A 15,491-nucleotide genomic window follows, 5' to 3' on the forward strand; every position below is an offset into this window, starting at 1 on the left:
GGAAAAATCTAGGTATTATACCAATGAGATTTCTTTTTATCCAAAAAGGCATGACGGGCCCTGGTTTGAAAAAGAGAATTTAGTTTGACGGAAGAGCCTTTCTTTCTCGGCCTTCCCCGGCGTGGAGTATCAGAAACGGAAGGCAGTTCATAGGCGACACAGGAAGTCTTTGCCCGCGTAATAACCTGTAGGAGCGGCTTCTCCCGATTGAGTCGGTCAAGTTCTTCTAAACCGGAAACTGTAAGAAAATATCTGTCCAGAACCATATAGGCTGAGCCAAGCGAAGAGGCGGCTTCGTAGCCATTACGTATCATCTGTACCACATGGGAATCTGAGCGGGTAGGATCCCCCTGCGTCCATTGGGAAGTTTCAGCCAGTCCATCCTGGATATTGAGGTCCAGGGGGAGGGCGAAATACTGTTCTTCCCGGTAAATGACTGCGGCAACCCCGCCATACATGTGCCCGAAAATATAAGCTGGTTTTGAAGAGTTTTCTGATTCCTGGAACAGTTTTTTGACACCAGGCATATATCGTCCTTCTTTTGGATGTTTCGTACCATCTCCGATCAGCAGCGGCCTGCCATTTAATTGATAGAGCTGTTCTTTTTTTTGAACAAGACGATGCCATGCAAGTTTTAGCGGCCGTAAAGAAAAAGCATCGGAACGGAAAAAGTGAAGAGAACTTTTCACTCTCAAGAAATCTTGTAGTTGCTCAGAAAAATTATCCACATCCATAAATGAAGCTCCTTATAGCAGCTATATGTGGAATTAGCCCCTGAAAGATTAAAAAGTTTGCTTCAACAAATTTTGACGGTATTCTGTAGGACTTACTCCTGTATATTTTTTGAAAATAGATGAAAAGTATGTCGCGTCATTGTATCCCACCAGATTTGCAACTTCATAAGCCAGAATATCCTTTTGAAGCAAATATTCCTTTGCCTTTTCAACCCTCATATGATTGATATATTCTGTCAGAGATTCCCCACATACCTTTTTGAACGTCCGGCTCAGATGGGATGGCGAGATATGAAGATGGTCCGATAGGATATCCAGCGACAAAGGTTCTGACAGATGGCTGTGTATGAATTTCATCGCATGATCAAATAATTTATTCTGCACAGCCGCATTTCCTACAGAGTGTTCTTTCGTATAGTCCATCAAAGCGTATACCGTATTTTCCAAAGAAAAAATGTCAGTGGCCTTGCTGATTCTGGAAAGATATTCACCAGAAGGCGCATCATTCTCACGTTTGATCAGCACCCGACAACAAATATAATAAATCTGCGCACATATATTTTTTGCATCAGCGGAATTGACAAAGTTGGTTTTAAATTTATTGAAGATTTTATGCAGAACTGCATTGGCATCTTCAAACAGCCAATTATGCAAATGATTCTCAAAATGAAACAGATCCAGGGAATTCTCTGCAGTTAGGTCATAGTCTGCATTTTCTGGCGCGTCTGAAAAGAGGGCGATGCTTTTTTCATAATAGAAGTTTAATGTCAGGGCATGAATCGCCTCAGATACTGCGTAGGAAAAGTCGGAGGCTTTGCTGTGATACCGGCTGATTCCCACAGAGATCTGCCGGGAATCCAGTGTCTGCGCGATGACAGTGATTTCCTGGCAATTCTCCAGAATAGAGCCGGGCACATATTCATAATGATCATCTAAAAAATATACTGCAATGACGAGATTGTTATAGCGGTAGCAGTAGGCATCCTTTTTTTCATTAATGATGATATTTTTTAAGAACGCAATATCATTTTCCAAGGGAACCAGCTGGAAGGCCGCAATATAATAATGCTCCAGGCTGATCCCAAGGGCTGCAAGCCGCTCCTGAAAAGAAGGAAGATAGGCAGAGCTTGTCATTTCCAGCAATAGCTGGTCTTTTAAAAACGCGAGTTCCTCTTTGGCAATCGAAGAATGTTTCTTGGAGGTGACAATCTGTTTTTGCGCATCCTGTATTGCTTCAAGCAGCTCTTTCTTGTTGGTTGGTTTCAGGATAAAAGCAGACACATTATATTTGATGGCTGTTTGGGCGTATTCAAAATCAGCATATCCAGTCAGAAGGATGACTCTGATCTCAGGCTTATTTTCGTATATAAATTTTGCGACAGCGAGTCCGTCCGCTCCAGGCATTTTGATGTCTGTGATGACAATATCAACAGGATTTGTTTTGATAAATTCGATTGCTTCAATCCCATTGCAGGCTGTCCCAGCAACCTTACAGTCCAGAGAATCCCAGTCTATAAAATTCGCAATGCCTTTCCGCATGATCGCTTCATCATCAACAACTAACAGTTTAAAAATCATGTTATCCCTCCTCTGTACGGATTGGTACTTTAAAAGAAATGGTGGTGCATTTTTCAGGAATACTGTCGATACGTAAACAGGCGTCCGGGCCAAAGAGCAGTTCCAGGCGTTTATCAAGGTTACGGAGCCCTACATGGGTATGAGTATCCTGCTCGGATGGCTGGATATTTTGTATCTCCGGGATGCTTTCAAATCCAATTCCATTATCAATGATGGAAATCTCCATGACAGCTGCTTCGTCCGATGGAATGACCTGAACGATCAATTTCATGTTACACCTGTCGCATACAGGGCAGATGCAGATATCATGTATATAGGGGCACCAATCTATTTTGTAAAGACTGTCCCGGAATTTCTTCCACTCATAGGAATTGCGTAGCTTTTCACAGGGAGCGGAAAACAGCAGTTCCCCTTGCTGGAAAAGTTGGTCTAAACCCGCAAGATATTTCCCTTTGAACAGGTCCCGCAAAACATAGACCGGAAGGAAGAACTTTTCTTTGAAACAGCGGAGCTTACGGTTCGGTATCAGCACGCCTCCGGAGAGGATGCAGTGCATATGGACATGGTAGAAAAGCTCCTGGTTCCAAGTGTGGAGGACCTGTATGATGCCAGGGACTGCACTGAGATATTTTTTGTCCTTACAAAGATCCAGAAGAGTCTGTGAGCAGCATTTGTGGAGAAGGGAGTGAGCAGCTTCCGGTTGCAGAAAAGCAGGGGATTAAGTTCATGCGGAAGCATAAAGACCACATGGAAGTAAGGAGAGTCAATGACTTCGGAACGGCGCTTATCTACCCAGACTTCTTTTAATACTGCCTGACAGTTGGGGCAGTGCCGGCTGCGGCAGGAATTATTATGGCTTTCCGTATGCCCGCAGTCCTCACAGACACTGACATTACAGCCCAGGCTCTCGGACTTGCATTTAAAGGGAAGTGGATGGATAAATTTTGTTTGTGGATGAAAGAAAAATGAAAATGGATATGTTAAATAGTGTCTGCTCATTAACTACATTACCAAAGGACACTAGAAAAGGGAAGGATACCGGAAGGTGCCCTCATACACTATTTACAGGGACACATTTTTCGGCTTATGGATCAACAGCCTGAATTATGCATAACTCGAATAACAAGAGAACCATGATTCAGCCCTTGATTTGGATGCTCTGCGAAACGTAGGCTGGCTTCCAAGTCCCGCGCAGGGGCTAGGAAGCCGATAAGACCTTATGAGAAATTTGATATCTGTTTCATATACAACATCAGTTTACAAGCCCGCCATTATTCCGGAGCAAGCATTTGGTATCTTCGTCAGCAATGATATTTTTAAATCTGCACCCGCTGATTGCAATACCTGGCGTATATGGGATTTCATCAAAGATCCGTCCGGTTTTCATATCAACCCCTGCCAGATGTTAATTTTCAAAACAGCATAATAACCGACTGACGCCGACAGGTATGGCACAAATTCCCAATATGCATTGTCTGAATGAAGAAACAATGGGTTTTTTGGCTCTTTTTTCAGGTTTTCCCACAGATATAATTTCTAAATCTCCGAAAAAATTAAAACGCTTCCAATTCCTTTATGTACGGCATGATTTCTGCATTGACAACCCACAACGTGTAGGTGGAACACACTATTGTTACAGCCACCTCAATAACGATTTCTCCAAAGCGGTCTCCATCCGGGATCATGTTTTGTGATTACTTTTTTTTAGCATTTTCCATCTATAAGGTAATCATAAGAAACCTGGAAAATCTGTGAAAATGCTTTCAATTCGAAATCATTAACATACCGTTGGTCTCTCTCAATTCTTGTAATTACGTTTTTATCAATATCGTAACCTGCAAGTTGGAGCAGGCAGGCTAAATGCCGTTGCGAATAGTGATATTGTTTCCTAAGTTTAATCAGTTGTTGGCTAATAAGATTTTTTCCACCAGACGGGGTCCTCAGTTTTGTCATAGTTTTTCCTCCCAAGCATTACATTTTATAAATTATACTGATATAAGAAAAGAAATTGTGAAACAGAGAAGGATATTCTATGGTTACAAGGATATTGTAGTAAAATAGAGGAAATGTTATAATAATTCAAAATTGATTGTCGTATATGTATTTTAGAACAAAGATTAAGGGAGTATTCTGCGCATAAAAAAGTTTTTTTAGATTTTTAAAGAAGAAAACGATTTTATAGGATAAAGCGAATCGAAAGGAGCCACAAAAGATGGACCAACGGCCACAGAGACATTCAAAAGAAGAATTAACACAGATCATAGAGTCCTTTCTCAGTACATACGGCAGGGTCCAGGTTGATATTATGTTCGTGAGAAAAATGCCTGGAAAACCAAAGACGTATAAAACCTACATGCTGGAATGTGATAAAGCGAGTGTAAAGGAAATGCTCATTGGAACGTTGGACTACATGATCCAGGAGATCGGCAGGCGGTCTATGGAAGAGTATGACCTGGAATTGTCGCGCGATGCGGTGGTCCAATATGTAGAAAAGTCCCATGTGCTGCATTCGGATGCGGTTCTCGGCAGTATTACACAGCAGTTAAATCAGGAGAATACCCTGAATCAGGATGTAGATTTTGATAAGCTGAATTTTCTTGTCATTCAATTGTTCCGGCCTGGGGACGGGGAAAAGCTGCTGTTGTTTAAAAAGCATATAAGGAATGCAGCCAGCCTGAAAACAAAAACTGTGCGGTTTTCTTTTAACGGCAGGGAGTTCCGTCCGTTCACGGACCGGATACTGACGATCGGAAGCAATGCCGAAGCATTCCTGATTGACGGTTTTTATTACATTTTAAACAGGGACAAGTTCAATTCCATGTTCGACTATAAGGACGCCTTTCTGAATGTTGTAGAGGAACATACGAAGGCGATCGTTGATACCAATATGATCACGAACGCACAGGAATTTATTGACCAGTGTAAAAATGACGGACGGTATTTACCGCGTCTGACGAAAGCAATACTCGGGAAGGGATTTAAAAACCTGGTAGAATACAGATCAAAACTGAACCGGATAAAAAAAGAGTATGGCCTGAATATCGAGCTGACGGATGATGAAAAAATTGTCTACAGCAGGCCGGAGGATACGCCGGAAATACTGAACCTGCTGATGGATCATTATGTCATCAGCGCGCTGACGGAGCATAGAATGTTAGCAAAGGCGATTGAAAAATACGAAATAGGGTGAAAATGAATGCATAAGGCGATCTTGTTTATATCCTCATATATCCCGTTATATGTTCTGCTGACAGCAAAAAATATATTGGAAAGATGCACGGAAGGCGGAAAGTTTGTGGACATCGGTGAAAAGCTGAAGCACGGCCGTTTCTTTGATGAGATCAATGACTGGGCTATCGTAGTGCTTGCCGCGCTGAGCCTCCTGTCCTTTATATATTTGAAAATAAAATTACGAAATACAAAGTCGGAAAAATGCTATATCGTTCAGGAGGTCCGGGACGAAACCAGTAATCATTATTTCAGCTATATATCCGTTTATCTGCTGTCCTGCATCGGATTGTCTTTGAGCAATATTGTCGATGTTTTTGTACTGGTGTTTCTGATGGCGCTGGTGGGGTATATATACATTACCAATGATCTGATCTATCTGAATCCAACGCTTTACATGATGGGGTACAGAGCCTGCAATGCGAAGCTTTATGCGGAGGCCACGGGGGAGACGGTGGAAGGGGTCATAGTCTGTAAAAATGGTGTAGATATGGGGATTGGAAAAAAGATTGGCGGTACAGGAAAATATAGCCTGATCGTCTCAAATAGAAATTGGGAAGCCAAATATTGAATATATTGTGATTTGAAAGCAGTCAGGTGGAATGCTGTATTGCCATAGGTGGCTTTTGCGATGGAATCCTTCATAATTAAAATTGACATGTCTGTGGTATCTGCATATAATGGAATCAGAAGAAAGAGTATTGTCTAATGGAAGCGCGGAATAGATATTAAGCAAGGTGTCTGTGATATTGCTATTATCTTCATCATCTGATTAACAAAGGGGAAATCAGAATCGATTTTTGAAGAATTGGAAAAACGGATTTATGATATCGTGAATAAACGGATGATCTATATCCGGAAAGTATAGTAGACGAAATACTTACCTGAATATGTATTTGGGAATGGGAAAATACAAACGAGCCCAAAAAATGAGGAAAAAAAGCGAGTTTTCAGAATATTCTGTAAATTACTTGCAAAAATGGGGCCGGGAAGCCGCATAAACAGAGGGGTTCTGGAGGGGTACTGTAGAAATGGAGAAAGCCCGAAGCAGGGGAGTGACACACATAGGTTGTCTATACGGTAGAAAGACAGAGTTACAGACAATCTACTACATACATGATAAGATCCAGTATAATTACTCAACGGAGTAGTTCCACTGGATCTTTGACAATTACATATAATGGTCTATAGAGAAAATCGCGAAGGATTATAAGTACATAGGCATTAGCATGGATTTACGCAGTTTTTGGTGTAGAAACTGATATACTGTAGGTCGCTGTGATGAGGAGATGCAAATAAGTAAGAGATGAGATCGGATATTTAGTAATCTTATTAAGACAAAGTTTTGTGTTTTAGTGGCTAATAGTTTGGGATTCTCATAAAATATATAAGAAGGCTGATAAAGCATTAAGATGTAAAAGCAGGAAGGGTTGATGTTATGGATCAGATTAAAGATGAACACATGAAAAAAATGTTGTCTGAACTTGCGGAACTTTTGCATCAGGCCTATGGAAAACGGCTAAAAGCAGTGATACTTTATGGATCTGTGGCAAGGGGAACGTATACAAATGATTCGGATGTAGATATCATGGTGTTAGTGGATGGGGATAATGTAGAACTTCGGGAATACGACGAAATGCTTAGTGATATATCTACGGATATTTCGCTTAAATATTTGAAAGTTCTTTCTATTATCGATATCAGCTATCAAGAGTACCAGAAGTGGAAGCAGACATTGCCGCTTTATAAGAATGTGTCAAAGGAGGGGGTTGTGTTATATGCCGCTTGATATGCATACATTGTGCAGATATAGGATGGCACGGGCAGAAGAAGATTTACTGACTGCAGAAAATAATCATCAGTCGGGTTTTTACAAAGCGGCTATCAATCGGTCTTATTATGCGATTTTTCATAGCATTCGGGCAGTTAATATATTAGATGGCTTTGATGCATCAAAACATAGTTCTGTTATTGCCCATTTTAATCAATTTTTTGTTCATACAGGAGAATTTGAGAGAACAACATATAAATTGATTGATAGTGCTTATCGTATTCGAGAAAAATGCGATTATTCGGATTTTTTCATAGCTTCGAAAGAGGATTCAGAAGTACAGTTAAATAATGCAAAAATGTTTCTTCATACAGTGAAGATGTATTTAGAGAAAAAAGAGAAGGAACATGGAAATTAGAAGCAGGATGAATTCCAGGAGTGGGGTGTATCCTGCTTCCCTTTATCTACATCTAATCCCCTTTATGAGTGAGTTAAACCTTGCGGTTATCTGAGTTTCGGACGTTTTCCTGTTGGCTTCAGCAGGGGGGATTATTCATTTAAATTTTGCCATCTATTAAATATTCGTAGGAAACTCTAAAAATCTGGCAAAATGCCTTTAATTCTAAATCAGTGACGTACCGCTGGTTCGTTTCAATCCTTGTGATCACATTTTTATCAAGGTCATAGCCTGCGAGCTGGAGCAGGCAGGCTAAATGTCGTTGAGAATAATGATGTTGTTTCCTAAGGCTGATCAACTGCTGGCTGATCAGATTCTTTCCCCCGGTCGGGGTCCTTAATTTTGTCATGATCGTTCCTCCCTGGTATAGTTTTCATACAAATATTACATTTTACGGACAAGGTGGGAGAAGGAAAATAATGAAAGCTTATTGTATGGACATACACATTTTCTTTGTAAAGATTGTATGATATACTGAAATCGAACACTTTACCAATGCAGAAATTTACCGGAATAGCTTCAAAGAACTAAAGATAATATGAGAGGAGCTGCAAAAGATAGACCGACAGATTCATATGCCTTCGAAAGAGAGATGATCATAGGAACGCTGGTATATATGCTCAAGGAAACTGACAAGCTGAATTTTCTCGTCATCCAACTGTTCAGGCCGGAGGACGGGGAAAAGTTATTATTGTTTAAAAAGCATATAAAAAATGCTGCCAACCTGAAAACAAAAACGGCAAGATTTTCTTTCAATGGCAAAGAGTTCCGCCCATTCACAGACAGGATACTGACAATAGGGAGCAAGAGCAGTGTAAAAACGGTGTGGATAGGGGGATTGGAAAAAGGATTAGCGGAAAATATAGCATGATCGTCTCGAATAGAAATTGGTATTAAAATCATCATGATTTGACAGCGATCGGAGCAGGGGTAGCTACGCCTTGGCGTTTCGTGGAATGCCTGGAAAAGAGCATTATGATTTGGTGACATGTAACGGGTATGCGATTTGACATCAACCAGAGAGGAATGCTATATTATCTCCATAGTGTAAATTCTTTTTACGGTGATGGCATAAGCCGTAGCCGATATGATGCAATCCCTGGAAACAGGTAGGAAAATAAAATAACGGGAATGAATTTCCGCAAGATGACCGCGCAAAATGCTCGTCTATTTTACGGAAGTTTTTTCAGTAATAGTCTCACATATATTTGTGGGGCTTTTTTTGCGTGTTTTTAGAAGGAGGCAGTATAGGGAATTTGTTTGCAGGCCTACAGGCCACACATTGACCAGATCTTTCCTGTAACGAGAATTTACATGATTACAATATGACAGGAGGCTGACAGGAAAAAGATTTGTTATTCATGACAACAGTACTTTACGAAAAAGGAGGAGTTCAAAATTGAAATTATTTTGCAGTATGATCGACCGGCAGCTGCTGGGTCAAATGAAGGACCTGATCAGGAGAACAGCAAACGAAAATAGCTATGGCAGATTATCAGAATGGAACTGCCTGCTGAAAGAGAAAGAAGTCAAAAGCCGGATGGAGGAGCAGTATAATCTGAAATATCCGGGAGAAGTCCTGGAAAGGTATGAAGAACGCTGCGGCGGCGGAAAGAGCCAGACTATGGCTTTGGCGCTTGCGTTGGCAGAAACAAAACCGGTTCTTGATCAGGCGATGTTTGTAGGAACACAGTATACAGATTTTATACGGAAGGTACGGCAACAGGCAGAAGAAGATTTCTTTCTCTGCTGTATTTTATATCTGCTTACGGACAGCGCGGAAGAAGAAACACGATTATATGACAGGATAAGCGGCCGCGCATATGCGGGTATACAGGAAATAGTCTTTGCCGTATATACGTTTCAGAGCAGGAGGGATGCATGGGAGATTATAAAAAAGCATGGAGCAGCCTTTATGGGGAAAGAAAGGGACTACCATGTATATGAAAATATACAGATCTACATATGGATTTTAAAACAATTCCATAAACAGATACGAAAATACAGGGGAAGAGGGATTTCTGTTTTGAAAGCCCTGCTGGAGCTGGCGTGCGGATATGTAAAAAAGGACACTGTGATATGGAACCGGCTCCTGGAGGAAGGGTATTCGGAACAGGAGATCTTGTATTTGAACATTTCTCTTCCCAAAAAGCTGAATCTTACAACATCTCTGACAGAGAAATCAATTACAATGGAGCGGATGGCTCTGGCAGGGGTAAAGGAAATCCTGAATGCGGAGGTGATAGAGGATGCCGGCCTGTTCAGACTATGCAGGAGACTGATCAGGCAATACCAAAGCTACTATATTTATCTGGAAGGAAAAAAAGGAATCGTGGAGAGCCTGGGACAGGATATACGGATAAAAAATCCAGAGCTGTTCCAATATCTTTATAAAAAGAATGCGGAGGATAAGCTGCCTGTGAGTTGGTTTTATGCGGACTTTGGCATGCAGGAATGGTGCGATGTCCACTCCTGGATGGAGACGGAACAATTTACACAGTTGTTTGGGGCCAGTATGCTTGCTCACAATGGCAGTAATATGGATTCCTGGCTGGACAATTATCGGGAAAGGACAGGAAAAAGCTATCATGAGATTTTCTGGAAATCCGATGAATATACGGTCAGAAGCATTTTTCAGTTATATATACAGAAGAATAAAGTGGATCTAAAAGCGCTTCTCAATGAGTATTCAGAGGATGAAAAGAAACTGACGGAGGAAGAGCTGGGAGCAAAATGGTCTGTCATGAAAAGCAACATTTCATCCGCAGTGTGCGGACTGGACACTCATGAGGCATATCTTTTTTGGGAGGCTTTTGATGATTGGTATGGCATATCACAATTAGATACATTTCTTATGCACAGCAATACCGTATTGAATGCGGTAGGGATTCGTACCTATGGTCAGTATTTCCAGAGGATGGATTTTAAGAAACATATTTTTACGGCATCGGAGCAGGCCAGAGTTTTCGGCTGGGTGGAGCAGGAGGTCTACCAGAAGCTTCCGAAATATTATGAGGAATTTCTTTATGCTTTTTTGATGCTGGATTCGGCAGAAGAAATCTTCCCGGAAGAGAGCAGAAAGCTGTTCCTTATGATCAAAGAAAGCGTAAAAGGAGGGGATAAATATTCCCTCTGCCGAAAATATTATACGAAAGAGGAGTGGCAGTTGTTCCTGGAAAAGGAAGAGGAGAAAAAGGCAGAGCAGAAGCGAAAACAGAAGCAGGCCGACCTGGAGGCATTTCAGAAAGAGGTATATCAGAAAATCCAGGAGGCTGAAAAAGAGTGTGATGTATTGGAAAGTATTATACAGATGATGCCATATTTAAGATTGCATACTGAGAAAATGTCCATATGCCTGGAACTGCTCAGGGAGAGAATGCAGCCTGTGGGATATGCAAAAAGAAATACGATCGTTATGCTGGCAGATAAATTATTCTTTCAGTTTCTGCATAAAAAAATAGGATTGAAAGAAGTGTTGAGCATATTGGGAAAAATGGAGGTTTTAGAGGATGAATCTACGGAAAATTAGGATACACAGGAAATGCTGCCGCATGCTTTTGGAAGCAGGGTTAAACAAAAAAATAACGGAACGATGCAGTGAGCAGCGTATATTAAAAGGCGCCGGAAAGATTCTGGAAAATAAGGCGGCACAACAGATCCGGGAATTGAAGATTGATTTACAAGAGCAGTTTCTGGAGAATCCGAAGCTGCAGGCATATATTTTTGAATTGTTCCGAAAAGGGGTGCCTGCGGTTAGATGTAATTCCGTGTTTGAAAAGATAGAAGCAGATACGCTGATTGGTTATGAGATCGACAGGGTAGCTGATATATTGTCAGACAACCGAATATCAAATGAATTTCTGGAAATCTATCTAAGGTATTACAGGAATATAGATCTTACAGAGACGGAAAAAGGAAGGCTGCCGACTGGCCTTAAAAGTTATTTCTCCTGCCGGAAGGATAGGGAGGACACTTTTCTTGCGGAGCACGGCAGGCTTCTATGCAGCGAACTGGTTTCAAGCAGCTTTCTGCTCAAGCTGCAGGATTATGACACATGCCTGAAAAGGATGGCAGAAGATGAAGGGGTTTTTGCTGCTCTGCAGGCTGTCTTTGAAATGAGCGGCCACAGTATACAGATAGATGACGATACGTTTCAGCAGATAGCGGCAGAACCGGTCCGGATAGGAAAAAATCTGGGATGGGCGGAGGCATTTTTTACAGAGGAGGAAAAGCCGGCTTTCATAAAACTTCTGATTGGAAATCATTCCCTGCAATATGATCTTGAGACACTCCGGCGGAAAGCGGAATCAGGGCATGAGATCGAAGCGCATCGGATGGTAAAAGACCGGATCGCGTATATTTCATTTTTTTACAACAATCCTTTTGTTGACCAGTGGAAAGGGGAATATATGGAGGGATTGATCATTTATGCAATTTCCCGTAAGAAGAAAGCATTTCTCCGTCTTATCCAGGAAAATACAGATATTTTTATGTCACTGCCGTGTACTTCGGTACTATTCCAGGCAGAATTTTATTCCCACATCGTAAATATAAACAGTTTAAACCGGAAGAACCTGACGCAATGCGGCAAGTTGAAAAACTGCCCAGCAGAGATTCTGGAAATATTTTATGACAAGGACCGCACGTTCCAGGAGTTTGCGATCCTCTGCGATATGCCCGCAGAATATGCAAAGCTGTATTTTTTGCTGGAGATTCCCCGTGTAGATGACCGGCTCAGAGTGATCCGTGAGATCATCCATGCAGGCTGTCTGAAAAATGGGATGGATCTGGCGTCCATTGCAGGGCAGCTGTCCGTCCGCCCATTTTCTCAGTGGATGCAGAAGATTTTCTCTCATATCGAGGGGCTGGAGCCGGAAGTGGGACTGAGGCTATTGGAGAACTACAGCAGGATCGGGCATCTCGTTTGGGATATCAGGACAGCAGCAGAAGCAAGATATATCGCATGCAGCGCAAAGGATCTTCTGTACCATTCCGAAGGGTATCCACTACCATGTGCCTATAGGGATAAAGATATGGAAGACATCCGGGAGGCAGTGCTCAGAGAAAATCCGGAATGGCTTAAGCTGCAGGATGAATTTCAGTTTACAGAGGAATTTATTGCAGAAAATGAAGCGCGGATCAGAAACTTTATATTTGATGACGGAGCACACATCATCTGGATATATTTACAGCGGATGCGGCATAAGTCGGAGGAATTGAGGCGGCTTGTTTACGCGGAGCTGACAGGAAGATTCCGGGAATTAAAATATTTTGGAAATGATTTGGAAAAGGAGCTGGATTACCCGGTTTCAGAACTTGATAAGAATGTATGGATGAAAAACCTGTGGGAGGAAAAGGGCGATCTGCGGATATGGGAGGAGGATGGCCTGCTTCCGGTAATGCGGATCGGGGAAGTGCCGTGTAAGACCTGTCTTTCTTATAAAACAGGGGTATATAAGGAATGCCTGCTGGCATGCCACGACTCGAATAAGAAGGTCCTTTATCTTTCCTGGAAGGGGAAGATCGTACTGCGTGCGGCAATACGTTTGACAAAAGGTTTTTTTGGAAAGGCAGAACACAATAAAAAGCAGCCGCCGCAATTAGAATTTGCAGATTTGTCCCATCGAAAGGACGGAGAAGGTGAGAAGCAGAAAACAGAAAAATTGGTTTTATTTCTTGAAAAGGCTTATACGGCCGGGATTCCGGAAAATATGCAGAAGTTGGTGATGGAGATGGTCTTCCGGATGATGGAACAAAAGGCAAAGCTTTTAAATACATTGTTAGTCGCAAGCACGTCTTATCTCAAATGGAAGCCGGAGCGGATGCACTATGCGCTGTTTTCCATTTATATATCCCGATCAAAAGCCGGAAGCCAGTATCTGGACAGTCTGGACGGATCGAAAAGTGTAGTAAATGAAGGGAGCTACCAGGCACATAATTTTCTGCTGGAATAAGGTATGAAATACAGAAAGAAGGAGGGCATATGTCATGGTCAGTTATCGGGAACTGGCGGATTTTACGGATTTGGATGTGATCGGCTGCTTTATGAAACTGGAAAAGGAAGATCCCTTTGCGGCGCTGTCATATCTGGCCCAGTGGGATTATGGGGAAGATATAGGGGAAGAGCTTATGACGCGCCGGCAGATATTTGAAGGGCTGGCTTTTACCAAATATGCAGAGGATTCAGGATATCTGGCTTTATGGCAGATTGGTGTCGAAGGGATTACTTTGTATCGGAAAATGGCCGGGATTCGGAAACTTCCGTAATGCCTTGATTTTTCGGGCGTTTACAGGTATACTGAAGGTGTAAAAAGAAAGGATGATAATATGGCTAACAAAATACAGCGGTTAAAACCTGATACCATATTGAAAAATTATTGGCGTAATAATGAACGGTTTGCTGATCTGTTTAATGCGGTCTTATTCGAAGGAAAGCAGGTGATTCGGCCGGAAGAATTAGAAGATGTAGACACAGAGGAATCATCCATATTAGAAAATAAAGATTATGCGGAGAGTCTTCAAGCCTCCCGGGATACTATTAAGATTCGGAAGAAATCTAATGAATACGGCATAGAGTATGTTCTGTTTGGAAATGAAAGCCAGAAGAATATCCATTATGCGATGCCAATGCGTATTATGGGATACGATTATAGTACTTACAAAAAACAGTATGACAGTAACGCCCAAAAATATACGAAGAGGGATGGGCTGGAAGAAGACGAATATCTTTCAAAAATGAAAAGTACAGATAAATTTATTCCGGTGGTCTCGATCGTGGTCTACTATGGGGATAAACCGTGGGATGGCGCGACAACTCTTCACGAGATGCTGAATATACCAGGGGAAATGAAAAAGTGTGTAAATGACTACAAGATACCATTGGTAGAGGCACGAAAAAATAATCTGGTATTGCATAACGCGAACAACAGGGATTTGTTTCATCTATTTGAGATTATATTAGATAAGAGCATGCCAAAGAATGAAGCAAAAAGAAAAGCCATACAATACAGTGAGGAGCATAAGACAGATAAATCTGTCGTTATGACGATCGCCGGTGCGACAAACAGCAGGATTGATTACAATGCGTTTGAAAAAGGAGAGGTGAGTATGTGTACTTTATTTGACGAAATTGCAAAGGAAAGCGAAGCTATAGGAGAAGCTCGGGGCGAGGCTATAGGAGAGGCTCGGGGCGAGGTACGAGGTGAGGCCCGCGGCATCATTGAAACAGGATATGATTATAAAATCCCGGAAAATGATATTTTGAAGAGGCTTCAAAACAAGCTGAATATATCTGTGAAGCAGGCAGAGGAATATCTCAATATGTTTAAAAAGCAAAGAGCAATATGACCGAAATGAATGAAGGCTGCGGAGTAAAATCCGCGGCTTTTATTATTAGGATTATTGATTTATTTTCATATTATGTATTTGTTGCGGGCAGAAATGACTCCTGTTTTGTATCGGAGGAGGGCTTGTGAAGTCATGGTCAGTTATCGGGAACTGGCGGATTTTACGGATTTGGATGTGATCGGCTGCTTTATGAAACTGGAAAAGGAAGATCCTTTTGCGGTGCTGTCATATCTGGTTTTATGGCAGATTGGTGTCGAAGGGATTACTTTGTATTGGAAAATGGAATAGGATTCGGAAACTTCCGTAATGCCTTGAACTTTTTGGAGGTTACAGGTATACTGAAGGTGTACGATCGCCGGTGCGACAAACAGCAGGA

At 41.7% G+C, this 15,491-nt stretch carries 16 protein-coding genes and 1 pseudogene; 11 read left to right on the forward strand and 6 right to left on the reverse strand.

Features of this window, described 5'->3' with window-relative positions; genetic code table 11:
* Positions 1–8: 8 nt before the first annotated feature.
* From EBB54_RS00285 to EBB54_RS32595, 4 genes and pseudogenes are all read right to left on the reverse strand, one after another.
* Positions 9–734: a hypothetical protein gene (locus tag EBB54_RS00285; RefSeq protein WP_125125881.1), complete on the reverse strand. Its 726-nt coding sequence runs from the start codon at positions 732–734 to the stop codon at positions 9–11.
* Between the two features lie 48 nt (positions 735–782).
* Positions 783–2,312, reverse strand: coding sequence for a response regulator transcription factor (locus EBB54_RS00290; protein ID WP_125125882.1), 1,530 nt, complete (start codon positions 2,310–2,312; stop codon positions 783–785).
* 1 nt (position 2,313) lies between these two features.
* Positions 2,314–2,583 carry a sensor histidine kinase gene (locus tag EBB54_RS00295; RefSeq protein ID WP_193554331.1) on the reverse strand — a complete coding sequence of 90 codons (270 nt, stop codon included), beginning with the start codon at positions 2,581–2,583 and terminating at the stop codon, positions 2,314–2,316.
* Between the two features lie 33 nt (positions 2,584–2,616).
* Positions 2,617–3,233, reverse strand: a pseudogene (locus tag EBB54_RS32595) (IS91 family transposase); the annotation flags it as partial.
* Positions 3,234–3,531: 298 nt separating this feature from the next.
* Between EBB54_RS32595 and EBB54_RS29835 the strand changes: the two are divergent.
* A complete protein-coding gene (locus EBB54_RS29835) occupies positions 3,532–3,738 on the forward strand; it encodes a hypothetical protein (protein WP_148099320.1) in 207 nt (68 codons plus the stop codon).
* A gap of 278 nt (positions 3,739–4,016) precedes the next feature.
* Here the strand turns inward: EBB54_RS29835 and EBB54_RS00305 are convergent, their stop codons facing one another.
* Entirely contained in the window at positions 4,017–4,265 is a 249-nt protein-coding gene (locus EBB54_RS00305; protein ID WP_125125883.1) for a helix-turn-helix domain-containing protein, read from the reverse strand.
* Between the two features lie 259 nt (positions 4,266–4,524).
* On the opposite strand from EBB54_RS00305, the gene EBB54_RS00310 reads away from it, so the two are divergent.
* The 4 genes from EBB54_RS00310 (at position 4,525) to EBB54_RS00325 (ending at position 7,729) form a co-directional block, all read left to right on the forward strand.
* Positions 4,525–5,502 (forward strand): Kiwa anti-phage protein KwaB-like domain-containing protein, encoded by a 978-nt coding sequence (locus EBB54_RS00310; protein WP_125125884.1) that lies wholly within the window; start codon positions 4,525–4,527, stop codon positions 5,500–5,502.
* 75 nt (positions 5,503–5,577) lie between these two features.
* Positions 5,578–6,111, forward strand: coding sequence for a hypothetical protein (locus EBB54_RS00315; RefSeq protein WP_148099321.1), 534 nt, complete (start codon positions 5,578–5,580; stop codon positions 6,109–6,111).
* An 867-nt stretch (positions 6,112–6,978) separates the two neighbouring features.
* On the forward strand, positions 6,979–7,329 hold the full coding sequence (locus tag EBB54_RS00320; RefSeq protein ID WP_125125886.1) for a nucleotidyltransferase domain-containing protein: 351 nt from the start codon (positions 6,979–6,981) through the stop codon (positions 7,327–7,329).
* Complete coding sequence (locus tag EBB54_RS00325; protein ID WP_243127448.1) at positions 7,319–7,729, forward strand: HEPN domain-containing protein; 411 nt, start codon at positions 7,319–7,321, stop codon at positions 7,727–7,729. The genes EBB54_RS00320 and EBB54_RS00325 overlap by 11 nt, the downstream gene beginning before the upstream one ends.
* 139 nt (positions 7,730–7,868) lie before the next feature.
* On the opposite strand, the gene EBB54_RS00330 is transcribed toward EBB54_RS00325, so the two are convergent.
* On the reverse strand, positions 7,869–8,117 hold the full coding sequence (locus EBB54_RS00330) for a helix-turn-helix domain-containing protein (protein WP_125125887.1): 249 nt from the start codon (positions 8,115–8,117) through the stop codon (positions 7,869–7,871).
* 243 nt (positions 8,118–8,360) lie between these two features.
* Here EBB54_RS00330 and EBB54_RS29840 point away from each other — a divergent pair, with 243 nt between their 5' ends.
* The 6 genes from EBB54_RS29840 (at position 8,361) to EBB54_RS29985 (ending at position 15,403) form a co-directional block, all read left to right on the forward strand.
* Positions 8,361–8,639, forward strand: coding sequence for a hypothetical protein (locus EBB54_RS29840; RefSeq protein WP_148099322.1), 279 nt, complete (start codon positions 8,361–8,363; stop codon positions 8,637–8,639).
* Positions 8,640–9,167: 528 nt separating this feature from the next.
* The gene (locus EBB54_RS00335) at positions 9,168–11,297 is read left to right on the forward strand and encodes a hypothetical protein (RefSeq protein ID WP_125125888.1); all 2,130 of its coding nucleotides are present in this window, start codon (positions 9,168–9,170) and stop codon (positions 11,295–11,297) included.
* On the forward strand, positions 11,278–13,722 hold the full coding sequence (locus tag EBB54_RS00340; protein WP_125125889.1) for a hypothetical protein: 2,445 nt from the start codon (positions 11,278–11,280) through the stop codon (positions 13,720–13,722). The genes EBB54_RS00335 and EBB54_RS00340 overlap by 20 nt, the downstream gene beginning before the upstream one ends.
* Positions 13,723–13,756: 34 nt before the next feature.
* Entirely contained in the window at positions 13,757–14,035 is a 279-nt protein-coding gene (locus EBB54_RS00345) for a hypothetical protein (RefSeq protein ID WP_125125890.1), read from the forward strand.
* A gap of 60 nt (positions 14,036–14,095) precedes the next feature.
* Complete coding sequence (locus EBB54_RS00350) at positions 14,096–15,115, forward strand: Rpn family recombination-promoting nuclease/putative transposase (protein ID WP_125125891.1); 1,020 nt, start codon at positions 14,096–14,098, stop codon at positions 15,113–15,115.
* 132 nt (positions 15,116–15,247) lie between these two features.
* Positions 15,248–15,403 (forward strand): hypothetical protein, encoded by a 156-nt coding sequence (locus tag EBB54_RS29985; protein WP_154677757.1) that lies wholly within the window; start codon positions 15,248–15,250, stop codon positions 15,401–15,403.
* Positions 15,404–15,491 lie beyond the last annotated feature (88 nt).

Source organism: Schaedlerella arabinosiphila (assembly GCF_003885045.1).
Taxonomy (GTDB): domain Bacteria; phylum Bacillota; class Clostridia; order Lachnospirales; family Lachnospiraceae; genus Schaedlerella; species Schaedlerella arabinosiphila.